The 26,747-nt window shown below is 48.0% G+C and carries 24 protein-coding genes, 1 tRNA gene and 1 pseudogene; 13 read left to right on the top strand and 13 right to left on the bottom strand.

The window, feature by feature from the left end; genetic code table 11:
• The first annotated feature begins 1 nt into the window (after position 1).
• The gene (locus tag A2F46_RS00770; protein ID WP_066565582.1) at positions 2-1,051 is read left to right on the top strand and encodes a DUF1176 domain-containing protein; all 1,050 of its coding nucleotides are present in this window, start codon (positions 2-4) and stop codon (positions 1,049-1,051) included.
• Positions 1,052-1,164: 113 nt separating this feature from the next.
• Here A2F46_RS00770 and A2F46_RS00765 read toward each other — a convergent pair whose 3' ends face one another.
• From A2F46_RS00765 to A2F46_RS00755, 3 genes are all read right to left on the bottom strand, one after another.
• Entirely contained in the window at positions 1,165-1,488 is a 324-nt protein-coding gene (locus A2F46_RS00765) for a protein YbgS (protein WP_066565581.1), read from the bottom strand.
• Between the two features lie 143 nt (positions 1,489-1,631).
• A complete protein-coding gene (gene metW / locus A2F46_RS00760; RefSeq protein ID WP_066565875.1) occupies positions 1,632-2,213 on the bottom strand; it encodes a methionine biosynthesis protein MetW in 582 nt (193 codons plus the stop codon).
• A gap of 11 nt (positions 2,214-2,224) precedes the next feature.
• Entirely contained in the window at positions 2,225-3,364 is a 1,140-nt protein-coding gene (locus A2F46_RS00755) for a homoserine O-acetyltransferase (protein WP_066565579.1), read from the bottom strand.
• A 104-nt stretch (positions 3,365-3,468) separates the two neighbouring features.
• Between A2F46_RS00755 and A2F46_RS00750 the strand changes: the two genes are divergently transcribed.
• Positions 3,469-3,651, top strand: a complete 183-nt coding sequence (locus A2F46_RS00750) for a hypothetical protein (RefSeq protein ID WP_066565577.1) — start codon at positions 3,469-3,471, stop codon at positions 3,649-3,651.
• 364 nt (positions 3,652-4,015) lie between these two features.
• Here the strand turns inward: A2F46_RS00750 and A2F46_RS00745 are convergent.
• Positions 4,016-4,103 (bottom strand) — tRNA-Leu (locus A2F46_RS00745).
• 85 nt (positions 4,104-4,188) lie between these two features.
• Here A2F46_RS00745 and rnr point away from each other — a divergent pair.
• A complete protein-coding gene (gene rnr / locus A2F46_RS00740; protein WP_066565575.1) occupies positions 4,189-6,576 on the top strand; it encodes a ribonuclease R in 2,388 nt (795 codons plus the stop codon).
• A 15-nt stretch (positions 6,577-6,591) separates the two neighbouring features.
• Here the strand turns inward: rnr and A2F46_RS00735 are convergent, their stop codons facing one another.
• Complete coding sequence (locus tag A2F46_RS00735) at positions 6,592-6,954, bottom strand: cupin domain-containing protein (protein ID WP_066565873.1); 363 nt, start codon at positions 6,952-6,954, stop codon at positions 6,592-6,594.
• Between the two features lie 125 nt (positions 6,955-7,079).
• Here A2F46_RS00735 and A2F46_RS00730 point away from each other — a divergent pair, with 125 nt between their 5' ends.
• The 4 genes from A2F46_RS00730 (at position 7,080) to A2F46_RS00715 (ending at position 12,883) form a co-directional block, all read left to right on the top strand.
• Entirely contained in the window at positions 7,080-8,081 is a 1,002-nt protein-coding gene (locus tag A2F46_RS00730) for a lysozyme inhibitor LprI family protein (protein WP_197457504.1), read from the top strand.
• A 91-nt stretch (positions 8,082-8,172) separates the two neighbouring features.
• The gene (gene dinB, locus A2F46_RS00725) at positions 8,173-9,255 is read left to right on the top strand and encodes a DNA polymerase IV (RefSeq protein WP_066565572.1); all 1,083 of its coding nucleotides are present in this window, start codon (positions 8,173-8,175) and stop codon (positions 9,253-9,255) included.
• A 180-nt stretch (positions 9,256-9,435) separates the two neighbouring features.
• On the top strand, positions 9,436-10,674 hold the full coding sequence (gene icd, locus A2F46_RS00720; RefSeq protein ID WP_066565571.1) for an NADP-dependent isocitrate dehydrogenase: 1,239 nt from the start codon (positions 9,436-9,438) through the stop codon (positions 10,672-10,674).
• 610 nt (positions 10,675-11,284) lie between these two features.
• Entirely contained in the window at positions 11,285-12,883 is a 1,599-nt protein-coding gene (locus A2F46_RS00715; protein ID WP_066565570.1) for a peptide chain release factor 3, read from the top strand.
• Positions 12,884-13,058: 175 nt separating this feature from the next.
• Here A2F46_RS00715 and gcvA read toward each other — a convergent pair whose 3' ends face one another.
• Complete coding sequence (gene gcvA, locus A2F46_RS00710) at positions 13,059-13,949, bottom strand: transcriptional regulator GcvA (protein ID WP_066565568.1); 891 nt, start codon at positions 13,947-13,949, stop codon at positions 13,059-13,061.
• Between the two features lie 185 nt (positions 13,950-14,134).
• On the opposite strand from gcvA, the gene A2F46_RS00705 reads away from it, so the two are divergent.
• The gene (locus A2F46_RS00705; RefSeq protein WP_066565567.1) at positions 14,135-15,022 is read left to right on the top strand and encodes a DMT family transporter; all 888 of its coding nucleotides are present in this window, start codon (positions 14,135-14,137) and stop codon (positions 15,020-15,022) included.
• Positions 15,023-15,166: 144 nt separating this feature from the next.
• On the opposite strand, the gene A2F46_RS00700 is transcribed toward A2F46_RS00705, so the two are convergent.
• Complete coding sequence (locus A2F46_RS00700) at positions 15,167-15,808, bottom strand: cold shock and DUF1294 domain-containing protein (RefSeq protein ID WP_066565564.1); 642 nt, start codon at positions 15,806-15,808, stop codon at positions 15,167-15,169.
• 185 nt (positions 15,809-15,993) lie between these two features.
• Here A2F46_RS00700 and glpK point away from each other — a divergent pair, with 185 nt between their 5' ends.
• Both glpK and A2F46_RS00690 read left to right on the top strand, forming a co-directional pair.
• A complete protein-coding gene (glpK, locus tag A2F46_RS00695; protein ID WP_066565562.1) occupies positions 15,994-17,475 on the top strand; it encodes a glycerol kinase GlpK in 1,482 nt (493 codons plus the stop codon).
• A 135-nt stretch (positions 17,476-17,610) separates the two neighbouring features.
• Positions 17,611-18,681, top strand: coding sequence for a nitronate monooxygenase family protein (locus A2F46_RS00690; protein ID WP_066565561.1), 1,071 nt, complete (start codon positions 17,611-17,613; stop codon positions 18,679-18,681).
• 75 nt (positions 18,682-18,756) lie between these two features.
• Here the strand turns inward: A2F46_RS00690 and A2F46_RS00685 are convergent, their stop codons facing one another.
• On the bottom strand, positions 18,757-20,331 hold the full coding sequence (locus A2F46_RS00685) for a YdgA family protein (protein WP_082783520.1): 1,575 nt from the start codon (positions 20,329-20,331) through the stop codon (positions 18,757-18,759).
• A gap of 217 nt (positions 20,332-20,548) precedes the next feature.
• Here A2F46_RS00685 and A2F46_RS00680 point away from each other — a divergent pair, with 217 nt between their 5' ends.
• On the top strand, positions 20,549-21,745 hold the full coding sequence (locus A2F46_RS00680) for a fatty acid desaturase (protein WP_231867661.1): 1,197 nt from the start codon (positions 20,549-20,551) through the stop codon (positions 21,743-21,745).
• Between the two features lie 122 nt (positions 21,746-21,867).
• Here the strand turns inward: A2F46_RS00680 and A2F46_RS00675 are convergent, their stop codons facing one another.
• Positions 21,868-22,524 (bottom strand): hypothetical protein, encoded by a 657-nt coding sequence (locus A2F46_RS00675; RefSeq protein WP_066565560.1) that lies wholly within the window; start codon positions 22,522-22,524, stop codon positions 21,868-21,870.
• 157 nt (positions 22,525-22,681) lie between these two features.
• On the opposite strand from A2F46_RS00675, the gene A2F46_RS00670 reads away from it, so the two are divergent.
• Positions 22,682-23,035, top strand: coding sequence for an arsenate reductase (locus tag A2F46_RS00670; protein ID WP_066565558.1), 354 nt, complete (start codon positions 22,682-22,684; stop codon positions 23,033-23,035).
• A gap of 9 nt (positions 23,036-23,044) precedes the next feature.
• Positions 23,045-23,788 (top strand): UDP-2,3-diacylglucosamine diphosphatase, encoded by a 744-nt coding sequence (locus tag A2F46_RS00665; protein WP_066565556.1) that lies wholly within the window; start codon positions 23,045-23,047, stop codon positions 23,786-23,788.
• 71 nt (positions 23,789-23,859) lie between these two features.
• On the opposite strand, the gene A2F46_RS00660 is transcribed toward A2F46_RS00665, so the two are convergent.
• The 4 genes and pseudogenes from A2F46_RS00660 to A2F46_RS12235 form a co-directional block, all read right to left on the bottom strand.
• A complete protein-coding gene (locus tag A2F46_RS00660; RefSeq protein ID WP_066565554.1) occupies positions 23,860-24,369 on the bottom strand; it encodes a prokaryotic membrane lipolipid attachment site family protein in 510 nt (169 codons plus the stop codon).
• Positions 24,370-24,485: 116 nt separating this feature from the next.
• Positions 24,486-25,418, bottom strand: a complete 933-nt coding sequence (cysK, locus tag A2F46_RS00655; RefSeq protein ID WP_066565552.1) for a cysteine synthase A — start codon at positions 25,416-25,418, stop codon at positions 24,486-24,488.
• Between the two features lie 188 nt (positions 25,419-25,606).
• Positions 25,607-26,238 (bottom strand): annotated as a pseudogene (pdxH, locus tag A2F46_RS00650) (pyridoxamine 5'-phosphate oxidase).
• A 328-nt stretch (positions 26,239-26,566) separates the two neighbouring features.
• Positions 26,567-26,719 (bottom strand): hypothetical protein, encoded by a 153-nt coding sequence (locus A2F46_RS12235; RefSeq protein ID WP_156471515.1) that lies wholly within the window; start codon positions 26,717-26,719, stop codon positions 26,567-26,569.
• Positions 26,720-26,747 lie beyond the last annotated feature (28 nt).

Raw genomic sequence — 26,747 nt, 5'->3', positions numbered from 1 at the left:
CATGAAATTTCATACATGCGTTTATGTTTCAGCAGCCATGGTCGCCCTGACTTGTACCAATGTTGCCACGGCAGGTTCGGGCAAAAATTTTGACAGCAAAGACTGGTCATTGGCTTGCGACAACACGCGCACATGTCGTGCAGCGGGTTACAGCCATGGCGATCCAAACGAACACAGCGTTTCCCTATTGCTGACACGTAAAGCCGGTGAGCAAGAGCGTGTTCATGCTCAGGTTCGTTTTCTGAGTTTGGCAACGGCCTCTGCGCCTCACTTATGGATAGGCAAAATTGATCTTGGGACCATCCAGCAACAATCTAACCAAATCTGGCAACTGTCCGATGCACAAACTCAAGCACTGATTCCAGCATTATTGAGTATTGGTCAATCTGTGCGTTTCAGCCAAGGCGACCATCACTACCCTTTATCCAGCAATGGCGCCAATTCAGTATTGTTGAAAATGGACGATTGGCAAGGCCGCATCAATACCCCCAGCGCTTTGACGCGCCTTGGTCACAGTACGAATGCTGTCTTACCCGCTTTAGCACCGGCTAAAGTTATCTACCAAAAACCAGCTATCCAAGCTACTTGGGCGGCCGCAGCTCAATCCATTTCACGGCAGCAAGTACGCGCTGAATTGGCCCAGCAATATGCTCCCCAGCTGAGCAAAACTTGTCCTAATCTAATATCCAAATCAAGCCAAAACGACAATTTCCAACTCCATATCTTGCCGCTGTCGGCCACCAATTCAGTGGCCACTGGTTTATGCTGGCAATCCGGACGGAATCAAGGCCATGGCATCTGGCTCATCAACAACCAAGCCCCATTTCAAGCCATGCTAGTGACCACCGATGCCAATCATTATGCTAATGGGTTGATCATGGTTAGCCAAAAAGGCGATGATGCCGGCACCTGTGGGTGGCATCAAACCTTCGCCTGGGATGGTAAACGCTTTGCCCTTGCTGGCGACAAACAAACGGGGCTATGTCGCGGTTTTGCTGGCGGCGCTTGGTCTATGCCCACATGGGTAAGCACATATTCACCAGCGCACTAACCAATATTTTTCAGGCAGCCTGTTGGCTTATTCAGCAAAACGACCAGCAGTAAAAAAACCTACATGCGAAAAACGGCCACTGATCGTGGCCGTTTACCGATTAACAAACAGACTTATTTTTTGATACCACCATGACCAGAGCAAGCACCTTGAGTGGTTTTGGCAGCCGATTTGCTGCCATCTTTACAGGTAATATTGGCTGCCGTTTTTTGAGCCACTTTTTTGTCTGCTTTGGTTTTGGCCTTTTCTGCTTTGGCCGGAGTCTTTTCTGCCTTGGCAGCAACCTTAGCAACGGGTTTGGTCACGGGTTTTACGGCTGCTTTTTGAGCCGGTTTCACCACCGGCGCAGCGCTTGATGTTGCCGCTGTGGCCGCCATTGCAGACACAGAAGACAAGCCCATAGCAGCAGACATCAGCACCAGCATTAATTTTTTCATGTTCATCATCCTTAGTCAGCGACACCCATGTGGGTGTCTATGAAACATAGCTTAAATCAACAAACTTAGGCCAAACTGAGCCTGATTTTAATCTTTGCAATCCATCATTAAATTTTGTTAAATTCATGCACACTGCCTCAGCATCACCCCACGCGGTAAAATGCCAGACTACCCAACAGGTTTGGCCACAATGACACGCGTCGATTACCGCTCATGACGGCTCTTTCCAATACATTCAGCTGATTTTGCGCGCATAAACGATCAAAATCCTGCAAAGTACACCAATGGATATTGGGGGTGTTATACCACTGATACGGCATACGCTCAGAGACCGGCATATGCCCTTGCAAGCCAATTTGCAATCGATTGCGCCAATAACCAAAATTAGGGAAAGTCACAATGGCCTCTTTGGCCACACGCATCATGTCTTGCAAAATGGTTTCTGTATTCTGCATCGCTTGGATGGTTTGAGAGAGCACAATGATGTCAAAGCTCGCATCTTGGAAATGCCTCAAACCCTGTTCCAAATCTGCCTGAATCACATTGACACCTCGCTGCATGGCGGCCAACACACCATCCATGTTAATTTCAACACCATAGCCATGACACTGCTTCTGGGCCACCAAAGCGGAGAGCAATTCACCATCGCCACAACCCAAATCCAGCACGCGGCTGCCCACCGGGATCCAGTCATAAATCAGTTGTAAGTCATCGCGCAAGGGCATTGCATTGGTTTTCATGCGCCTATCTCCCGTGCGATGTTGTCAAAATAAATGCGGGCAGCTGCCAAATAGGCTGCGTCATCCATCAAAAAAGCATCATGCCCGTGCGTCGATTGCAAAGCCACATATTGCACCGATTTTCTGGCCGCCACCAAAGCATCCACCAATTCTTCCGATCGCTTGGGCGAAAACCGCCAATCACTGCTGAAACTGGCCACAAAAAAATGCGCCTGTGTACCGGATACCGCCTGAATTAAATTATTATCAAAATCGCGTGCAGGATCAAAATAATCCAAAGCTTTGGTCATCAATAAATAGGTATTGGCATCAAACACATCGGCAAATTTATCCCCTTGATAACGCAAATATGATTCCACTTCAAATTCAACATCATAGCCAAATTGATAATCATCACTTCTAAGTTGACGTCCGAATTTTTTACCCAGCCCCTCTTCCGCCAAATAAGTAATATGGCCCATCATGCGGGCAATGCGCAAGCCACGCCGCGGTAGCGTGTGCTGATCGGCATAATGCCCAGCACAAAAATCAGGGTCGGTGAGAATGGCTTGTCGCGCCACATCATTGAATGCAATATTTTGTGTAGACAATTTGGGCGCAGAGGCAATCACCAGTGCATGGCGTAAGCGTTCTGGCAAATCAATGGCCCATTGCAAAGCCTGCATCCCGCCCAAGCTTCCCCCCATTACCGCCGCCCATTGATGGATGCCCAGCCGATCAGCCAACATGGCTTGACTATGCACCCAATCTTTAACGGTGACCAATGGGAAATCAGCACCGTAAGGCTGGCCAGTAAATGGATTAATACTCAAAGGGCCGGTACTGCCGTGGCAACCGCCCAGATTATTGATGCCAACCACAAAAAAACGATTGGTGTCTAAAGGTTTACCCGGCCCCACCATGGTATCCCACCACCCTGGGTGCTTATCATTCGGTGTATGATAGCCGGCAACATGGTGGTTGCCTGAAAGGGCATGACAAACCAATACCGCATTACTTTTGTTGGCATTCAACTTGCCATAGGTTTCCACCATCAACTCAAAATGCGGCAAAATACTGCCGTTTTGCAACGGCAGTGGCGAGTCGAATGCCCATTTTTGCGGCTGGACAATGCCGACACTGTCTGACAGATTCATAGACTCACGACAAACAACAAAATGATGATTATAGCCACTTTGCGCGGATTCTGCGCTCTTGTTTCAGGCAGCCTAAACAAGCATTTTATGCCCGAGTTACGCACATGATTGGCCGCCTGATTAAATTTGCTCTGGTGGTGCTGGTATTGGTATTGGTGATTCAGCGCTTATTCAACCGAAAGCAAAAAAAAGAAGTTCATTTTTGGTTTGTGAGCATTGCAGTTGGTTTGATATTGGCTTCATTGCTGGCGCTATTAGCAGCATGGCTGCGCACACGGTATCCATAAATTAAGAATCAACAGATTAAGATTGATTTCTGCTTAGATTGTTACGCCTCGCATCAGTGCATCCTTTTTTGAACTACACGGTTTGACTTTGTGGCGTGAAATGCAAATTTTAGATTTTAGATAAAGAAAATGTGCTTGCGTAGATGATTGACACAAAATACGTATACTCTTGAATAGAACGATAGACACCTGAACCAGATTCGCTTGACCGCATGAATGAAGCCTAAAAGTATTTTTGTTTTTTGTGGAAAAATGGAGGCGAAAAACATGACTTGGCGTACAAAAGAAAAAGACGCCCTAAATGACGTCTATTGCACTATGATGACACATGTCGCTCTATATTACTCTAACTTATGAGGTTGTATGGTGCCCAGGAGAAGACTCGAACTTCCACACCCTAAACGGGCGCTAGGACCTGAACCTAGTGCGTCTACCAATTCCGCCACCTGGGCTTTCATACTCGCTTGGTTTCGGTTAAAGTATGCGTTCACCGAAGTTGAGCATTATATATTTTCCCAATAGATTGTCAATCGCCCCATGAAAAAAACCAAATCCTTGCGTGCGCAAGACCCATTTCTCACCCGTGAACAACAGCGCTATGAAAACCCACTCCCCAGCCGAGAATGGGTTATTGCCGTATTAGACAAGCGCGGGGTTCCCATGCAAGCAGGCGAGCTAGCCCGCCTTTTGGATATTCAAGAAAACGAAATGCCCTTTTTTGAACGCCGGTTAGGCGCCATGGCGCGCGATGGCCAAGTGTTGATTAATCGACGCGGTGCTGTGTGTGTAGCGGATAAATTGGCGATTGTTAAATGCCGTGTGGAAGTCCACAAAGATGACTTTGGTTTTGCGGTACCCTTAAATTCTGCTGACGGCCCCGATTTTGTTCTCTATGCACGGCAAATGCGCGGTCTCATGAATGGCGATACAGTAACGGTACGTCCGGTGGGTAATGATCGCCGTGGCCGACGTGAAGGCCAGGTGTTGGACATCATTGAGCGCGCCAATAAAGACGTGGTGGGCCGCTTGGCACTGGAACAAGGTGTCGCCATGTTGGTGCCGGAAGACAAACGTTTGGGTGCCAATATCGTGTTGCAACCTCAATCTGTGGGGGCCGCCAAGCCAGGTCAAGTGCTTGTGGCCGCCATTGAGTCCTATCCAGAGGCCAACCGCGCTGCAGTGGGCCGAGTTACAGAAATATTGGGCGACTATGCCGACAGCGGCATGGAAATTGAAATCGCCGTACGCAAACACCATTTGCCACACGAATTCAGCCAAGATTGCCTGAAAGCAGCAGCCAAAATTCCCGACCATGTCAAACGGGGCGAATTGAAAGATCGGGTTGACTTGCGCGATTTGCCTTTGGTGACCATAGATGGTGAAACGGCACGCGATTTCGATGATGCCGTATTCGCCGAAAAAATCGGGCGCAATTGGCGCTTGGTGGTGGCCATAGCCGATGTGAGCCATTATGTGCGCCCCGATGATGCCATTGATCAAGATGCTGTTGAGCGGGCCACCAGTGTGTATTTTCCGCGTCGTGTCATCCCAATGCTGCCTGAAAACCTATCAAATGGAATTTGCTCGCTTAATCCGGATGTGGAGCGGCTGTGTATGGTATGCGACATGGTGGTTACCTATGCCGGCAATGTAAAATCTTACCAATTTTACCCGGCGGTGATGCGCTCCCATGCGCGGCTCACCTACACGCAGGCCTGGGATTGGATCAGCAATGACGAGCTAGCCGACCCCATGAAGCAACATGTACTCAACCTCTATTCGCTCTACAAAATCCTATTGAAGAAGCGGCAACAACGCGGTGCCATGGAATTTGAAAGCACCGAAACACAGATGATTTTTGATGAACACGGCAAAATTGAACGCATCGTACCGGTGGTGCGTAATGAAGCACACCGCTTGATAGAGGAATGCATGCTGGCCGCTAATGTATGCGCGGCTGAATTTCTGTTGACCCACAAACACCCAGCTCTGTATCGCAATCATTTGGGCCCTACCCCAGAAAAATTGGCGACTTTGCGAGAACAACTGGGCTTATTGGGTTTGGAACTCAAAGGCGGTGATAAGCCCACGCCCAAGCACTATGCCGAACTGGCTGCACAGATTCATGACCGGCCCGATTGGGAAGTGTTGCAAGTGATGTTATTGCGTTCCATGCAACAGGCTGTATATGAACCCAAAAATGTGGGCCATTTCGGTTTGGCCTACCCTGCTTACACCCATTTCACCTCACCCATCCGTCGCTACCCTGATTTAACCGTGCACCGCGCCATCAAAGCCATCTTGGCCGGCAACCGCTACGAACCCAAATCATGGGCAGAATTGGGGGTACGTTGTTCCTTTGCCGAACGACGTGCCGACGACGCCAGCCGCGATGTGGAAAATTGGCTGAAAACCTATTACATGCGCGACAAAGTGGGTGAAGTTTTTGAAGGTACCATCTCTGGCATGGCCAATTTTGGCCTGTTTGTCACGCTTGACGGCATTTACATAGAAGGCATGGTACACATCAGCGACTTGGGGGAAGACTACTTCAACTACCACCCAGAACTGATGGCCATGCTAGGCGAGCGTAGCGGTGTGCGTTTCAGCATGGGCGATAAAGTAACGGTCAATGTGGCCCGAGCCGACCTAGACACCAGCAAAATTGATTTGGTATTGATCAGCGGAGGTGTGAAAGGCCGCGCGGGCCGACGAAGCAAATCAGCAGATGATGGCCGTCGAGCCCAAGCAAACTCTGCACGCAAGAATCAGCGTAAAGCGCAAACCGCGCCCAAACGTGCGAGCAGCAAAAGCAACGCCGCAAAAATCGCTGGCAAACCAGCTGGCGCCTCATCGAAAAGCAGTCAAAAAACGTCAGGCAACCCGCGCAAAAAACGCCATCAATCCCGCACCGCGAAGAAATAGATCAATAGAGCGGCGTTAATCCGCCGCTTCATACACCACATACACCTTGCGCGTGGTTTCTAGTACCGCCCAGGTGCCGGAAAAACCAGCCGCAATCATGAACCGATCACCAGGTTTTAAGGTATGGCTTTGGCCGTGTTGATCGACCACTTCACTCACACCACTGAGTATTTCACAATATTCATCTTCAGTGTAATCAATCCGCCATTTGCCCGGCTCGCTTTGCCAAACACCAGCGTGAAAGACGCCGGCCTGATTGGTATAGCAAGGCCACAGACTTTGTTTGGGGTTGCCTGAAATTAATTTTTCGGCGGGCAGGTAATAATCTTCGCGTGCGCTTGCCTCGCTTGGCATAGGCAATCGAATCAGTTTGGTCATGATGAATTTTGGGTAATCAATCAAACAATTGGAGCGAGACTAGCATGTGGTGGCTTATTCCTCAACCCTTCCCACTTGTTGAGAATTTGTTATGATGACGATACTTTCCTGTTTAAAGGATGCGTATGATGAAACCGTTTATTATAGGCGGCAGCTTGGCCATAGCCATGGTACTGGCCGCTTGCTCTGATAAAAAGCCAGAAGCACCACAACTGACATGCGACAACCCGGCACTGGTGCAAACACTTCAACAACAAATACAGCAAACCATCGGCAATAATGCTCGCCAGTTTGCCCAAACCGATGCGCGACAATTCGTCGATGGCGACAAAGTCATTGCGGCAGCAAGCCAATTGGGTGTCAGCATACAAAATGCGCAATTAGACAGCAATACCGCCAACCCTGCGTGTTCGGCACAATTGAATGTAGCCATCCCAACCAGCGTTTGGCAAACCACCCAAGCCAATGCGCCACTGTTATTGGGTAAACGAGATTGGCTGGCAACCATCACGCAGCAACTCAATGGCAGCGGCATCACTTTGGCCGGCAACACCTTCAGTCAAACCATACACTATGCCCCCATCCCAATGGCTGCGTCGGCCGCTCTATCTGCCAGCGCCCCCAGTGCTGGATTGCAAGGCATGGGCATCGAAACACTGAGCGGTATTTTGGCCAACGCCTTGCTCCCCTATGGCATCAAAGACATGGTGGTCATTAATGGACAAGTGTATAACCGCACCGATGCCATAGCCATGACCTTGAACCCCCAGTCCGCACCATTGAGCCCTGACGCGCAAATGGCCAGTGCAATTTTGAATGGTGCCGCAGCAGAAGCAGTGGCACCACCCACGCAAGCAGATTTTTCCGGCACTGATTTACAAGATGCCCGCGACAACAACCGCAATGCCACTGGGCAACTGAATCAAGCATGGCACAGTTTAGATGACACCATCCGCCAAGAGCTGCAAAATGACCAGCGTAAATGGGTGGGTAAAAAAACCACCCAGTGCCAAAAAGAGGCGGCGAAAGCCGAAACCACTTTACAAGCCGAATACTTACGACTGAAATGCGATACCCGATTGACCAATCAGCGCATTGATTACCTGAAAGGCTACAGCATTCATTAACATCACACGAACCGCTTTCAGGCAGCCTTCGGGTTGCCTGAAATTTTTACCAACACACAAACGCGTTGCAACCCAACGGACTTGTCTCATCATGGACACCCAACACATCCGCAAAATCATCCACATCGACATGGATGCGTTTTATGCCTCGGTAGAGCGGCGCGATAACCCAAATTTGCTTGGCAAACCATTGGTGGTGGCCGGCACAGGACCTCGCTCGGTGGTATGCACAGCATCGTATGAGGCACGCCAATTTGGCGTTCATTCGGCAATGGCCGTAACCACAGCCAAGCGGCTTTGTCCTGATGCCATCTATGTGCCACCAGATTTCCCGCGTTATCGTGCAGTGTCTGTGCAGATTCACACCATTTTTGCCCGCTATACATCACTCATCGAGCCATTGTCTCTGGATGAAGCATTTTTGGATGTCACCGACTATGCAGGGCCTTTGATTTACGCACAAGACATTGCCCAACACATCCGTGCCAGCATTTTATCCGAAACCGGCCTCACGGCTTCTGCTGGCATCGCGCCCAATAAATTTCTAGCCAAAATTGCGTCTGATTGGCGCAAACCCAATGGCCAATTCGTGATTGCGCCACAGCAGGTATTGCGGTTTCTACACCACTTGCCGGTGGGCAAAATTCCCGGCGTAGGCAAAGTAACTGAACGCAAGATGCAAGATTTGGGTTGGCATACCGTGGGCGACTTGGCTCGCATAGAGCGGCCAATATTGGTACATCACTTTGGTCGCTGGGGCCATCGACTCTATGACTTGGCGCGTGGGCGCGATGAGCGAGCGGTACAAGCACAACGACAGCGTCAGCAAATTTCGCAAGAAATAACGCTGATCCACGATGAGAATTTGGCACAAATCTGCCTTCGGCTACCAGAATTGGCCGAGCGCTTAGTGGTGCTGATGCAACGAAAACGGATGATGGGCAGCTGCGTGACCTTAAAACTCAAAACCAGCAACTTTCACACCCTCACCCGCTCGCAGACTTTTTCGCACCCGCTGACAGAGGTGTCTGCATTGTTGCAAGCGGCAGACAGCCTCATCACACGCATGCCTCAGACGGCGGCTGAATATCGACTCATTGGTTTGGGCATCAGCCATTTGCAAGCGGAACACAACCAATTGGATTTATGGTCAACCGATTCCTGCCAGCCCTAACCAGCGATGTAAATCATAGGGCCGCAGAGGCCTAGCCCTCAATACGATCAACCCACCAACACCACTACAATCGACTACAAACACTGGCGCAAAACGTCAAAATCAAGCATAATTTTGGCGATTGGCCGTACGCACTGATCGCGGCTGTTTATCAGAAAAAGTTACATCACAGGAGACGCCATGAGTCACATCAAAGTGCCTGCAGAAGGCCAAAAAATCATTCCCGGTCAAGCCATTCCCAACGAACCCATTATTCCGTTTATTGAAGGAGATGGGATTGGTGTGGACATCACGCCGGTGATGATTGATGTCATTGATGCTGCCGTGGCCAAAGCCTACGGCGGCGCGAAAAAAATTCATTGGATGGAAATTTACGCTGGTGAAAAAGCCACCCGCATCTATGGCGACAATGTGTGGCTACCTGAAGAATCTTTGGCAGCCATCAAAGAATACAAAGTAGCCATTAAAGGCCCCATGACTACCCCTGTGGGCGGTGGCATTCGTTCTTTAAACGTAGCCATTCGCCAACAATTGGATTTGTACCAATGTGTGCGTCCAGTCCAGTATTTCACGGGTGTGCCATCTCCGCTGAAAGACCCCAGCAAAGTAAACATGGTGATTTTCCGTGAAAATACCGAAGACATTTACGCGGGCATCGAGTGGTTTGCAGAAAGTGCTGATTGCCAAAAAGTCATCGATTTTCTGCAAAACGAAATGGGTGTCACCAAAATCCGTTTTCCAAAGACATCCAGCATCGGCATCAAACCCGTTTCCAAAGATGGCTCTGAACGCCTGACCCGCGCGGCAATCCGCTACGCCATCGACAATGACCGCGACAGCGTATCAATTGTGCACAAAGGCAACATCATGAAATTCACCGAAGGTGGTTTCCGTGACTGGTCATACGATTTGGCCAAACGCGAATTTGGTGCCACTGAAATCAATGGTGGGCCGTGGTGCGAATTCAAAAATCCCAACACGGGCAAGACCATCATCATTAAAGATGTGATTGCCGACGCCTTTTTGCAACAAATCTTACTGCGTCCGGCTGAATATGATGTGATTGCCACGCTGAATTTAAATGGTGATTACATTTCAGACGCATTGGCAGCCCAAGTGGGCGGCATCGGTATTGCCCCTGGTGCCAATATTTCTGATGACTACGCTGTATTCGAAGCCACCCACGGCACCGCGCCCAAATACGCGGGGCAAGACAAAGTCAACCCAGGCTCATTGATTTTGTCTGCTGAAATGATGCTGCGTCATCTGGGCTGGAAAGAAGCTGCCGACTTGGTGATTACCGCCATGGAAAAAGCCATTGGCGACAAAGTGGTGACTTACGACTTCGCCCGCTTAATGGATGGTGCAAAAGAAGTTTCTTGCTCCGCCTTTGGCAAAGCCATGATTGAACGCATGTAATATGTGATTTAGCGTCACACAAGGCTGCCTGAACCCGTTTCAAGCAGCCTTAATATATTGCCTTTCAGTTAGGTAAATTTTCTGGTTATTCCAAAGTTGAGAGGCGATGTTCGGTCTTATAAACGGCAATTTATCGAATCCATTGAAACTGCTGATATTTAAATAGTTGTCTGTGGTTATTTAAAATCTTTCCATATTTCCTATTTTAGAAATGTGGATTAGATGAATAGCCATCTTTTGTTCATGCCCAAAACCGCAAACCATGATCCCCGCATTCGTTCAACCCGATCTAACACGATCAACCCGTGTGCCGCAATAGCAGTACATGCGCATTCATGACACATTAGGCCCATCAAATGCGCCATCGCCCACATGACAGCAGAACTTATATTGTTTGCCATCGGCGTTGGATACAGAAGAGTGAAACCAAGCACATAACTCAGACCAGCTACACAACCTATCTAGGGGCTTCAGGCAGCCGCATCGGCCAACTCATGTGACTGACGCAGCATTCAGCAACAATGGTACAATATCGACCTATTCGAGATATCAAGACGGCCAAATCCGTCTTGATTTTATTTTTCTTTTCGTTTCTTGCGTTGATTGATTTATGAGCCCCATAGCCGAAGAAGTGGCGCGTCGTCGCACTTTTGCCATTATTTCTCACCCCGATGCGGGTAAAACCACACTCACCGAAAAACTATTGCTGTTCTCGGGTGCCATTTTGTCTGCTGGTACAGTTAAAGGCAAAAAATCGGGCAAATTTGCCACTTCAGACTGGATGGAAATTGAAAAGCAGCGCGGTATTTCTGTGGCTTCATCCGTCATGCAGTTTGATTACCGCAATCATGTCGTCAACTTATTAGACACGCCAGGACACGAAGATTTTTCTGAAGACACGTATCGTGTACTCACAGCAGTAGACAGCGCATTGATGGTGATTGATGCCGCCAAGGGTGTAGAAGCGCAAACCATCAAACTCTTAAACGTCTGCCGCATGCGCACCACCCCTATTGTCACCTTCATGAACAAATATGACCGTGAAGTGCGCGATTCATTGGAATTGCTGGATGAAGTGGAAAGTGTGCTGAAAATCCGTTGTGCACCGGTCACTTGGCCCATCGGTATGGGCAAAAGTTTCAAAGGGGTGTACCACATACTCAATGATGAAGTGTATTTGTTTGATGCCGGTGGCGAAAAGCTGCCACATGAGTTCGATGTCATCCAAGGCATCGACAATCCACGCTTGGATGAATTATTTCCATTGGAAATGCAACAACTGCGCGGTGAAATTGAGCTGGTTCAGGCAGCCTCCAACGAATTTGACTTGTCTGCCTTTCTGGCAGGCCAGCTGACTCCAGTGTTTTTTGGTTCCGCCATCAATAATTTTGGCGTGCAGGAGATACTGAATGCGCTCATTGATTGGGCGCCCGCACCACAAGCTCGCCAAGCATTAGAACGCGTGGTAGCGCCAGATGAGGCGAAATTTTCGGGTTTTGTATTCAAAATTCAAGCCAACATGGATCCCAAGCACCGTGACCGCATTGCTTTTTTACGCGTCTGCTCTGGCCAATTCGAGCGTGGCATGAAGATGAAGCATCTGCGCCTCAACCGTGACATCGCGGCTTCCAGTGTGGTGACGTTCATGTCACACACCCGCGAGTTGGTTGAAGAAGCGTATGCAGGCGACATCATCGGTATCCCCAATCATGGCAACATCCAAATTGGCGACAGCTTTTCCGAAGGCGAAGCACTGACTTTTACCGGTATTCCGTTTTTTGCACCTGAGCTATTCCGCTCCGTTCGCATCAAAAACCCATTGAAAATGAAGCAATTGCATAAAGGTTTGCAACAACTGGGTGAAGAAGGCGCCGTGCAGGTTTTCCGCCCCCACAGTGGTGGCGACTTAATTTTAGGCGCAGTAGGCGTGTTGCAGTTTGAAGTGGTCACGGCACGTTTGGCGGCCGAGTATGGTGTAGATGCAGTATTTGAGTCGGCCAGCATTTGGTCTGCCCGTTGGGTATCTTGCCCAGACAAGAAAAAATTGGCTGAATTCGAAAAAGCCAACATTTTGCATTTAGCCACGGATGCGGGCGGCAATCTCACCTACCTTGCCCCCAATCGTGTCAACATGGGTCTTACTGAAGAACGCTGGCCTGACATCCGTTTCCACGAAACGCGTGAGTTAACCGCTCATTTAAACGAATAGCGTTCTCGCTTCTTGACTAAACAGGCTGCCTGAAGGTTTTCAGGCAGCTTTTTATTGGCTTAATAAAACAATCTCAAATATAGAATATGAACGCCTATCAGGACCGCCCGTGAGTGCTCGAATACAAGTAAATAATATCGGTATCTATGACCGCATCAAATGACCATCAACCAATTCAAGCTTGACTCATCTTGAGGGTACTGTTCAATAACCATTTCCGAAACTGCTGATTAATTTTCTGGCGCAAAGCCAGTGCATCATAAACCAAATAATACGCTAATGTCGCCGCAATCGGAGCTGGTAACGGCACAAGCAATTGTTGCCGGCTTAATTCTCGCACAACCAAGGCCTGACGAACCAACGCCACGCCACAACCAGCCAAAGCTGCTTGTATTACCCCATTGGAATTGGTAAATACAGGTCCGCTGCGAGCATGCTCAGTATCAACATTCATTGCTTTTAGCCACAACCTCCAGTCCTCGCGCTGCTCATCGTGCAGTAAGGGCAGCTGCAATAAATCTGCTGCGCAGTTCACGCCGTTGTTTGGCGCCAACAATTGGGGACTACAAACAGGGATGAGTGGGTCATCCATCAATAATTCAGTTTGCAGACCAGGGTAAATACCGCTGCCATGCCGAATGGCAAAGTCAAAGTTTTCTGTCAATAAATTAACCATACGGTTATCCGTATTCAGTTGAATATCAACATCAGGAAACTGCTGTTCAAACTCAGGCAAATGAGGTAACAGCCACTGTGTCGTAAATCCACTGGTAGTCGTGATGGCAATGCTGCTTTTCTGTGTACTGTCGGTTATTCTATTCGTGGCTTCAGCAATGTGTTGTATGGCATGGCGAACAGATTGTGCATACATATCCCCTTCTGGCGTTAAAACCAAGCGCCGAGGTTGACGATAAAACAGACAAATACCCAGAGCCTGCTCCAATTTTGCCAATTGTTGGCTCACTGCACTCGCGCTTAAATGCAGTTCTTTTGCCGCAGCCATCACGCTCATGTGCCGCGCGATCGCATCAAAAGCAATCAAAGCATTCATTGGAGGCAATTTCATATTAACCCAATCCATGATTAAGTTTTACTAAACTATAGCAAAAAAACCCGTTTGCCATCAGCCTCAATACTGGCCACACTCTTGTTCAGACTCAATGCATCTCATTGCCTTAATAAACAATGACGCTAAGCATTGCCTGAGGCGGTCTAGGGTCATCAACCCAACTCAATTAAAGGATATTGATCATGCGCATACAAGACTGGATACGGTTATTTTTATTAGGCGCTATTTGGGGTGCCAGTTTTTTGTTCATGCGCATAGCGGTCCCGCAATTAGGGGCCATTGGTACTGCATTTTGGCGAGTACTGCTGGCCAGTATCGGTTTGTCTGTTTTACTTTTGTTCCTGAAGGCGCCCATTCATTTTGAGGGGAAATGGCGGCCCATTCTACTAATTGGTGTCATCAATTCAGGTTTGCCATTTTTACTATATTGTTTTGCAGCACAATGGCTGCCCACGGGTTATTCTTCCATTCTGAATGCCACAACACCGTTGATGGGTATTCTTATTGGTTTTCTGTTTTTTCATGAGCAAACACACCGTTGGCAATGGACAGGTGTGCTCCTCGGTTTAATCAGCATCATCGTGATTTCTACCAGCAACGAAATCAAACAAGACCCACGCACCATTGTTGGCTGTTTAATGTGTTTAGGGGCCACGGCCTGTTATGGATTGGCTGGTTTCTTAACACGGCAATGGATTAATCAGGACCGCAACCTTGATCCTAAAACCGTGGCACTCGGTAGCCAAATAGGGGCAACCTTATTCCTACTGCCCTTTTTTGCTTACACCGTTATCGCACAAGATAAATTCACTTGGCCCTCTGCTACCGTAGGGTTATCGGTATTACTTTTGGGGCTGATATGCACCGCATGGGCATACATTATTTTTTTCAAATTACTGCGGGATATTGGGCCCCTCAATACACTCACAGTGACCTTTCTGATTCCACCATTCGGTATCATCTGGGGCTATTTATTCCTAAACGAAACCATTTCATTAACATTTTTCACGGGAGGTATTTTGATTTGCCTAGCAGTTTTTCTGGTGACGCGCCCCACGCAGAGAGCTTAATAAAAATTAATGTGCTTGACTCATAATCGAATCACCATAATACGTAAAAGCAGCCTGAATATTTTCAGGCAGCCTGTGATATTGCTTATCCATAGAAAAACATCAATTCTAAATATCTTTTCGCATGTGATTAAGAATAAACAGCTAATTTAATGAAAATGGATACAATTTTGACAATGCAACAAAACCATTTTGCCAAACCAACGCGGCAAATAGCACGATATTCACCAAGACAGTCCACCAGAAAAACCGCCGAAAAGGTTGTTTTTGTGATTTATGCCGCAATACCCGTTGCGCGATTAAAGCACCCATCCAACCACCCAGCAGGCTAAAAAAGTGTAACACATCCTCTGGTGTACGCTGCAGCCCCTGCCGCGCCGCTCGTTTATCCTTCCAATACAATGCGAATGTCCCAAGGCTCATCACACCATAAAATACCATCACAACAGTCGGTATTTGATGTAGCCACTGTAAAACCAGTAGAATGAAGATAAACAATACGGGCAAACCATATGCCATCAAATTTTGCCTGTGCTGCTGATGCTGATATTGCTGATCAGCTTTGGCTCTTTTTTGGTAATCAATCAAAAATTGCACAGCAACAGCTTGCTTTCTATTTTTACCATCATTACCGACCTTGAATACCACTCGATTACCCACTTGTGGGCGGCGGCCAGCACTTTTAATTTGGTTGATATGTATGAATATGCGCTCATTCGTCTCATCCACCAAAACAAAACCAAATCCTTTATTGTCATCCCATTGTTGAATCGTACCCAGCAGCATAATTACCTTCTTTTCAGTTCAATTCCACCCACAACAAAAACCAGTCAAGCTGCATATCGCTCAATACCTCAATTGATGTTTATGAGCGAAACGATGGCAGCGCCAGTAAGCAATTTCAATCGTCAACGCATTGCCATCCTCATTTATAATGTACATTGTGTTTGTTACGCCATGATAGTTGCATTATGTCCTATATTCTCGCGCTAGACCAAGGCACCACATCCTGCCGCAGCCTGCTGTTTGACACTCAACTGCAATTACAAACTTTGGCGCAACGATCTGTTGATGTGTGCACACCACATCCAGGTTGGGTGGAGCAAGATGCGCGTGCCATCTGGATTGCGCAAATGACTACCATTCAAGAAGCGCTGAGTCAGGCCAATATTTTGGCCACAGACGTAGCGGCCATTGGCGTCACCAACCAACGTGAAACCACCATCATTTGGCGCCGTGATAACGGCATGCCAATTGCCCCTGCCATTGTGTGGCAAGACCGACGCATGCACACTTGGTGTGAAACGCAAACCACTAATGGACTCAGTGAGACCGTACAAAACCGTACCGGTCTGCGCATCGATTCTTATTTTAGTGCCGGTAAGATCGTATGGCTATTGGCGCATATCGACGGTGCACGTGCCTTAGCCGATCAAGGCTTGCTGGCATTTGGCACCATTGACTCATGGCTAATTTGGCAACTCACCCGAGGCGAGCGGCATGTGATTGATGCCTCTAATGCTGCACGCACCATGCTGATGGATTTGGCTACCGTATCCTGGTCATCTGAATTGTGTGCGCAATGGCACATCCCTTGTTCTCTGCTGCCTGAAATCGTGCCTTCTGGTGGGCTAATAGGCACCACTGCTAAGGGTTTGTTGTCGGCGGAAATACCCATTTATGCCAGCATAGGAGACCAGCAATCGGCTTTATTTGGTCACGATTGCACGCTTCCCGGCATGGCCAAAAACACCTATGGTACCGGCTGCTTCATGCTGATGAATACGGGCCGCCATATTGTTCATTCACAACATGAGCTGCTCTCCACCCTCGCTTGGCAGCAGCACCAACAAACCGTTTTCGCATTGGAAGGCAGCGTATTTATGGCCGGCGCCATTGTGCAATGGTTACGCGATGGCTTGGGCATCATCAACCAAAGCCATGAAATAGAAGACTTGGCCGCCAGCGTAGTCAACAATGGCGGCGTCACTATGGTGCCCGCCTTTACCGGATTGGGGGCTCCCTACTGGCAGGCCGAAGCACGCGCCGCCATTCTGGGCATGAGTAGAGGCAGCAGCAAGGCCCACATCGCCCGCGCTGCTTTGGAATCGATTGCATTTCAGGTCGCTGACGTTTTTGAAGCCATGGGCGAAGATGCGCCCGCCCCATTGCGCGAATTGCGTGTAGATGGCGGCGCCTGTAGCAACAATTTGCTGATGCAGTTTCAGGCTGATTTATTGGGGGTGCCGGTGTTGCGGCCTAAATTAACCGAAATCACCGCACTGGGTGCCGCCAAAATGGCGGGATTGGCTGCTGGCTTGTTGCAACCCTGCGATTTAACTGGACTTTGGCAACTGGATCGCGCCTTTGAACCCGGAATCAGTGTTGATGAACGCATGGACAAATTAAACCATTGGCGCCGCGCCGTAAACCAAGTCTGCACCAACATTTAACCTGATTTCAGTCTCTTTCCTGACCACACCCTGCAAGAGGTTTCATAAAATAATAGTAAGCTGCCTGAAATCATCAAATATTCTATTTTCCTCTTGAATCCTGAACACTGCACTTCACTTGAAACGAGACACGCAATGAAAAATACCTCTGTTATTCTGCCCTCACGCTATCCTTTGATTCAAGCGCCGATGGCTGGCGCACAAGACAGCGCATTGGCCATTGCCGTATGTGAGTCAGGCGGACTGGGCTCTTTGCCTGCAGCCATGCTCTCGATAGAAGCGCTGGATGATGCCATAAAAAGCATTCAGGCAGCCACTTCTGCGCCATTTAATGTGAATTTTTTTGCGCACACGATGCCTGAGCATCAACCTAAGCAAATTGAGCGCTGGCACCACCTGTTACAGCCCTATTTTGACCAGTGGCAAATCAATGTCGATGCTCTGGCGCCCGGTATTTTGCGCTTGCCTTTTCATGCAGAACACATGGACGTGATTCAAACCCACCGCCCGGCGGTGGTCAGCTTTCATTTTGGCTTGCCAGAGGCCAAGTTTGTGCAGGCCATCAAAGCCGCAGGTGCATTAATTTTGTCATCGGCTACCACGCTTGCCGAAGGCGAATGGCTGGCGGCTCATGGCGTGGATATGGTCATTGCGCAAGGCAGTGAGGCCGGCGGCCATCGTGCGTCATTTCTACCCGGCGACATGGCATGGCAAATGGGTACATTTGCGCTGACTACACAACTGGCTGCCAAGCTGCCCGTACCAGTGGTAGCGGCTGGCGGCATCAGCAACACTAGAGGGATTCAGGCAGCCTTTGATTTGGGTGCACAAGCAGTTCAATTGGGCACGGCCTATTTATTGTGTTCCGAAAGCCGTATTTCACCGCTACACCGCGCTGCCATTGTGGCTGCCCAACAATCCGCCAATCATGCCCACACCGCCATCACCAATGTATTTTCTGGCAAACCAGCACGCGGCTTAGTAAACCGTTTGATGTGCGAACTGGGTTATTTGAATGAACACGTGGCGCCTTTTCCTTATGCGTCCGTCGAAATCAGTGCATTGCGACAGTCCGCAGAAACACAAGGCAACACCGATTTCACGCCACTTTGGTGTGGTCAAAACCCCCAAGGTGCACAAGCCATCGACGCCAAAAAATTGACCACACAACTCACCCAGATATGGTCTGATCCGGCACGCCAATAAATACAGGCTACCTGAAATCATCAAAAAAGCCCTGCTTGATGCAGGGCTTTTGATATTGAATCATTGGATAGATATTTATGGCTGAGCTGTGCTCGCGGCATTCGGCGCAGAGGCACTGTTGTCCCAATAATCGGGCTCAGGTTCATTAACAAATTTTTTGCCATTCAGCGTGAGCTGGTTGCGACTCAGCGTGACTTGCGATTGAACAACCCCTTTATTGACCCGAACATAGCCATCTTGCGCCATGGTGCGGATGGTACTGTCCACCATCAATCGAATGGTTTCGTCAATGTCGGCCAACGCTTCTGGGCCACCAACACTAGGATCCACCGTAAATAGGTTGCGTGCCTGACTAATGGCAAAACCTTCAAGTAACTTTTGTGGCACAGCAAATTCGAACTGTGCATCGGTTTTGGCCAGCATCGTATTCAATTGTTGCATATCTGCCGCCGTGAGCCCTTTGAATGCCATTTGCCCATGCACATCCACCAAGCCATCAGGCATTTGGAAACGGAACGTGTTCAATTTCAATACGGGATCATGGGTAAACAGCCCCAACCCCTCTGTCTTGGCTGCCTGAATAATGGCCGCTTGTAACGCATCATTGCTGAGCTTTTGGGTGGTCAGTTGGGTTAATTTATTTTTCAAGGCCAATAAACTCTTCGCCTGCAAATGCTCTGCCGACGCTTCAATACTGAGTGGCCCATAGGTCTCTTTGCCATAGATGAGTTTAGCAAAACCAAAATTACCACGGCTGTTAATCCATTCGCCTTGCTCTTGCATTTCGGTACCAAAAGACAAATCATGCAATACAATTTTGGATGGGGGTACACTGCCCGTCGGATTGATAAATGCACCAATTTGCAGATTGGTCACCAAATTAATCAAATCATTCAAGCGCACATCGTAGCTGAGCGCATCATTCCACTGCACTGAAAAACTTTTTAGGTTTAATTTACTGTTACCCAAAGCCAATTCAGTTTGGCCTTCTTGAGTATGCGTATCAATAGTCAGTCCTTCATACGCAATTTGGCCTTTGTCAGCCAACACCAGAGTCAGACCAGGATTGGTGGTATGGGTATCGTATTCATGGTATCCGGAAGCATAATCCACTTGCGTTTGTAAACCTTGCCACAACAATTTGATGCCAGAAAGTTCTTCATAATTGAATTTCGGCACCACCACATTGATTTGACCACTGCCGCTCAAGAAAATGGTGTTGTGCATGGACACTGGCTGTTGCTGACCAAAAAACCGCATCAGAATTTGTTGCACTTCTGGGGTAAAGCGAAACTCAGTATCCACTTGAGCACGCACTGGCCGCAGGCTGCCTGCAAACAAACCATGACGAACATGATTCACCAAGGTAATGGGTTGCTGTAACACTTTTTTCACATTGTCCGGCAATTGTTGCTGAACACTGGCCAAAAAGCTGGGGTTAAACTGCACCACCGTGGTTTCTGTGGAACTGAACCAGCCCCGCTCATAGGTGTGCTGTTTGACCGTTAAAAAAGACGTTTTGGCCAAAATCGATTGCTGATCCTGCAAACTCTGCTCCGCCTTATAACCCATGTAATAAGGCACGGCCAACACCACCACCAACACCACTGCCACTAAGGCAGCAATCACCATACCGACGCGTTTATTCATACCGGTGTGTCTATACAAAATTCAAAGAGCTTAAGGATAACACCAAACACTTTGCTTGTCCGCCTTGCTCAAGTTAAGGCAGGAAAAGGCACACAAACCTTATCTTCGTAAAATTAGAATAAAAACTCCATATTAAGCGGTAAGCGCCATATAATGTTTTCGATTTATACGCAGTCATATCTGTCGATACGGTAGTCAAGTAAGGAGTAATGGAGTAATGATGATGCTTTCATTTTTACAAAACGGATTATTGAATTTGTCTTGGTGGGGTATTTTGTGTACTGGTCTGATACTCACGCAAACCACCATTGCTGCTGTTACCTTATATCTACACCGCAGCCAAACACACCGCGGGGTCGATTTCCACCCCGTGGTGAATCATTTTTTCCGTTTTTGGTTATGGTTAACCACGGGTATGGTCACCAAAGAATGGGTCGCCATCCACCGCAAACACCATGCTCGGTGTGAAACCGAAAATGACCCCCATTCACCGAAAATGGTGGGTTTGGATACAGTCATGTGGCGGGGCGCCGAATTGTATCGTGATGCCGCCAAAGACCACGCTATGCTCAATCAATTTGGCAAAGGCACACCGGATGATTGGTTAGAACGCCATATTTACGCCGCGCATCCCGTTTGGGGCATTGCCATCATGTTGATGGTGGATGTATTGCTGTTTGGTGTGATTGGTTTGACGGTTTGGGCCATACAAATGGCGTGGATTCCGTTTTGGGCAGCTGGCGTCATCAATGGCATGGGTCACTATTTCGGCTACCGAAATTTTGAAAATGAAGATGCCTCCACCAACTTGGTGCCTTGGGGCTTTTGGATTGGTGGTGAGGAACTGCACAACAATCACCATACCTTTGGTACTGCCTGCAAATTTTCCTACCATTGGTATGAATTTGACATCGGATGGCTTTACATCCGCATCCTCAGTACATTAAAGCTGGCCACCGTCCGCAAAACACCACCCAAACTGGCCCTACAAGCACAACATCAAATAACGTTCGATACCTTGCAAGCAGTAATCAGCAATCGTTATTTTCTGGCGGTGCGGTATACCCAGCAGATGAAAGGCGTGTGGCAGCAAGAATTAAAGCATTTACAATCACAAGCAAGCAGCATATCCATACCCAAGGCAAAAATATTGAGCACATGGCTGCAAAAAGAACCAACGTTACTGATCACAACGGAGCAACAACAACTGAAGCAACTCCTCGACAATAGCCCAGCTCTCGCCAAAATATACCAAATGCGCCAAGAGTTAAGTGCGGTGTGGGGACGATCCAACCTCAGCAAAGATGAGTTGCTGCACAAGCTGCAAACATGGTGTGCACAAGCAGAAGCATCAAATATTGAGGCATTGGCGCATTTTGCACACACGCTGCGCCAAGCACGCTTAGCTGCCTGAAATACATTCAGGCAGCCCTTCGAAACACAGAATCTTTTCTTCGATACAAGATTAACCGCTATCTAGGCTTTAATAAAAAACTGCATGCTAAGCATGCAGTTTTTAGTATTCAAACAATAAAATTAGCGCAATGCACGCGCATCGCGCCAACCTTGATTGGTGAGTACCAAAGTGGCACTCTCACGCTGCGGTTCATCCAGAATTTTGGCACTTTCTTCATCGCCTGCTTTGAGTAATTTACTGGCCCATTTTTCCGGTACCAGCTTCGCTTCGTATACGACTTTAGAGACAGTGACCCCATTGGCGGGTGTAGGCTCAGTAAACAACTCTACTTTATCTACTTTAGGTGTGCCCAAACACAACAAGCTGCCATTGGGGCTTGCCACCATTTGCTTATCTCCAGCTTGGGTACGGTAAAATACCGCAACAGGTACCGTTTTATCGCCCTGACCACTGGCTATTTCGGCCTTCTCACCTTCTTCATACAACTTGGCATCAACCAGCACCGCCATTTGCTTTAAGGCAGATTGATTGATTTTGTCACCATCGGCATTTTGAGTGGGAATACGGATTTCTTTGTCTCCCAATAACCGGCGATCCACTGATGGAGCACCTTGATCATCATGGGTAGCCAAGCCCACCGGCAAACACACTTTCTGCTCACCAATAGCATCATTGATGGCTTTTTCAAAATTACTCTTACTGGCTTCTTGCTGGCTACCGCAGGCAGCCAATAAGCCAGTCAACCCCAGCAAGCTGAGCATCGTGATTTTCTTCATGCGGTGTTACTCCATCGCCATTGCGCACAAACGCGTTAAATTGTTAGTCTAGGATACTGCCCACAAGCAGCGATGGCAATGGTCAAATGTGTGTTTTGTTTTCGGCTTTAATCATCCTGGCGGCATCGTTATAATACCTATCCCAAAAGGATTCTCTATGACACATATTTATGGCATCGCCAATTGCAATACCGTCAAAAAAGCACGGACTTGGTTGGTCGAACACCACATTGAAGTCAAATTCATTGATTTCAAGAAAGAGCCGCCTTCAGCCGCTTTGTTGCATCGATGGCTAAAAGTGGTTCCTTGCTCGGTCCTAATTAACCGCAAGGGCACGACATGGCGCAAACTCAGTCCAGAAGAGCAACAACAAGCTACCAATGAGTCAGGCGCATTGGCATTGATGCAGGCGCATCCCAGTCTTATCAAACGCCCCGTTTTGGTAACCGACCAACACACCGAAGTGGGTTTTGATGAAACGCGCTATGCCCAAATTTTCCAACAACAATAAGCCGCTACCATGAACCCGCAAACCACATTATTCATTGCCGACCTCCATCTCTCAGAACAGACGCCAGAACTCAATCAATTATTTGCCCGCTGCCTAAATCAATGGCAAGGCCAAATTGATGCTTTATATATTTTAGGCGACTTTTTTGATGTATGGATCGGTGATGATGACGACAGCCCATTTATTCGCAGCATTAAACAGCAACTGCATGCATTTAGCCAACGCACCCCGATTTATTTTGTTCATGGCAATCGCGATTTTTTATTGGGCAACACCTTTGCTGCTGAGTCTGGTATGCAATTATTGAACGCCCCGCTGAAACTGACTCTATATGGACACGATTATGTGGTGGCGCATGGGGATGAGTTGTGTACCGATGACTTAGCCTACCAACAATTCCGAGCGCAATCACGCAACCCAATGTGGCAAGCAGCTGTTTTGGCCAAACCATTATCAGAACGCCGACTACTGGCAGGTCAAATCCGCCAGATGAGCGAAACACGCAAAACAGCCGAAGGCAAAAGTGAAATTTCCGATGCCACCGAAAATGGTGTTCAATATATGATGGCCGCTTTTTCAGGCAACCCCATGCCAACTTTGATTCACGGCCATACACATCGACCAGCCATGCACCAGCATCAGTTTAACAACCATCCCTTTAAGCGTTATGTGTTGCAAGACTGGCATGGTCAACATGGCGGCTATTTGGCCGTGGATGGTGAAGGTGTGCATATCCATGAATTGAACCTATAGGCGCAATGACATGCCGCAAAAAAACCCTGCTATTGAGCAGGGTTTTTTATCTATTTCAATGTCTTGAAGCATTATTGCAATGGCTTCATGCTCATGATTTCCATCAGAAAATTGGTGAATGCAGGATTGCTGGGTTTATTGCGCATGTTTGGCCAACGTTGTTGCCATCCGCGCAAAGCATTCTGGATAAAATACTTAGATTGCTCTGTGGTAATGGCGCCACGTTGACTGTCTACAGCCGAGCGCAAATAGATGGTGTACATATCGTCATCCACAGGATTGCGGCCCACCAATTGAGTACGGAATTTATCCAAATACTGGGCTGCCTGAACCTTGGTGATGCTACCTTGAGAAACCTGATAGCTCAACCGCGTGGCTTCATCTCGGATTTTAGCCACATCAGACCAATGGCTATTGGCCAAATGATAACTGGTGGTCGGCGCAGTCGACACCGAACCACTTTGCACTGGCAAAACGGGAACGCCACCATCAACAGGCACTTTGACCACTTTAGGGACATACACCGAAGAACAGCCGCCCAAAGCAGCTGCCAAAACAATTAAGCTTAAGGTCTGTTTCATCTTTCATTCACTCAGTGTCTGACAGAACAACGCAACCAGTAAGCGAGGCTTACCGGCTGCGCCAAGGTGAAAACATTCTACAACAGTTTATGCTTGATGGTCACTGTTTTGATGAATCACACTAAATCAGCAAATAAAGGCGTAGACAAATACCGCTCACCATAAGAAGGAATCAGTACCACAATCAATTTGTCTTTGTTTTCTGGTTTTGCGGCCAACTGCAAAGCAGCCCAAACTGCGGCACCAGAAGAAATGCCCACTAAAATACCTTCTTTCGCAGCCATGGCACGAGCTGTTTCAAACGCATGATCACCTGAAACGGGAATCACACCATCATAAACATGGGTATTCAAAATTTTCGGCACAAACCCCGCGCCAATACCTTGAATCGGGTGTGGGCCTTTGGCACCACCAGATAATACAGGCGACGTTTCCGGTTCTACCGCATACACCTGCACACTGGGTTTCTTTTGTTTCAATACTTCACCCACACCGGTAATAGTGCCACCAGTACCCACACCCGCCACAAAAATATCCACTTTTTCATCGGTGTCGTGCCAAATTTCTTGCGCCGTGGTTTCGCGATGAATTTCTGGGTTAGCAGGATTTTCAAACTGTTGAGGGATGAAATATTGATCAGGATTGGCGTCCACCAATGACTGTGCACGAGCAATGGCACCCGGCATGCCTTCAGCACCCGGAGTCAAAATCAGTTCTGCACCAAATGCACGCATCAACATGCGGCGCTCTTTACTCATGGTTTCCGGCATGGTGATGATTAATTTATAACCGCGCGCCGCACACACCATTGCCAAACCGATACCAGTATTACCACTGGTAGGCTCCACAATAGTGGTGTCTTTGGTGATTTTTCCGGCCTTTTCGGCCGCTTCAATCATGGCCACTGCAATACGGTCTTTAACACTGTTACCAGGATTAAAAAATTCCAGCTTTGCCACCACTTTGCCCGGCAAACCTTCTGTCAAACGATTGAGCTGGACCAATGGGGTATTGCCAATCAAATCGGTAATACTGGATGCAATATTCATGTGATTTCCTTTACCTTTTTAGCTGTGGACTTTACTTCAATGGCACATATCTTAGTCGGTGACACATTTAAACCCAAATAATTTATGGCTACTTAGTTACAACCGACAGCTATATTGTTTTAGGCTGCCTGAAAAATGGTATCGCACCATGACTATATTGAAACAAAGAAAATCAACTCATCGTGAAACTAAGGTGATAAGCGCTCTTTATGCCACTGTCCCCCTATCCTGCGATATTGGATGCGGTCATGCAGCCGACTGGGCGCCCCTGCCAAAATTCCACACGTTCTGGCTCAATCACATAGCCACCCCAATGCGGCGGTCTTGGTACATGCAAGGGATATTTAGCACCAACCATTGCTGCCCGCGCTACCAACTCACTTTTACTGCCCAAAACTTCGCTTTGATGGCTGGCCCAAGCACCAATCCGACTGGTATAAGGGCGCGAATCGAAATATACGTCCGATTCTGCTGCCGGCAGTTTTTTTACAATACCTTCAACGCGAACCTGCCGCTCTAATTCTGGCCAGAAAAAGGTCAGGGCAGCAAAAGGATGGATATCCAGTGCACGCCCCTTGCGGCTATGGTAATTGGAAAAGAAAACAAACCCGTGTGGGTTTATTTCTTTCAGTAAAACCATGCGTGCATTTGGCCGTCCTTCTGCATCCACCGTTGCTACATTCATAGCAGTTGGCTCGTTCACTTGGGCTTTCATGGCTTCATCCAGCCACCGCTCAAATTGCACCAAAGGTGAGCCATCGCATTCTTTTTCACTCAAGGTTTGCTTGCTGTAATCCTTGCGAATACCATGCAGATCCAGTGTATCCATAATATATTGATTCTTATCATGATTAATCAGAAATAATCCAATACACGACAACGATTCAGGCATGGTCGTGCTGAATACTGCTGATTTTATGCCAAACAGACTGATGATTAAATATATCAACCATATTTACCGAATCATCCTACCACGGATACGACCCAACACGCACATTACCCATCTGTGGGGCACGCCCAATACAGCTACGCATGCCACACCACAGTCGACACCTCACCAAATAATACCCATTATGGATACACGGGCGTGAATGACCACAACATCACACCTTTTAAAATACTAACTTTAAAACTATCATTGGTTTTATTTATACGCCCTGCATGGTCAGGCCATTCGCAACGGCCAATGAAACCCAAAATAGTCGTTTTGATGTATCTATTTTCACTTCAATTAGCCGCTGTTCATACTCATCAATAAAAAGCGAGATATCACCAAATATTGACCTGGTTTTGTCACTCATCACACCACACCTATGGCGAAAGATTAAA

It is taken from the genome of Snodgrassella sp. CFCC 13594 (assembly GCF_001590725.1).
Taxonomy (GTDB): domain Bacteria; phylum Pseudomonadota; class Gammaproteobacteria; order Burkholderiales; family Neisseriaceae; genus Snodgrassella.
Note: the sequence above shows the minus strand (reverse complement) of the source record. Positions and strands in the feature narration are given on the sequence as shown.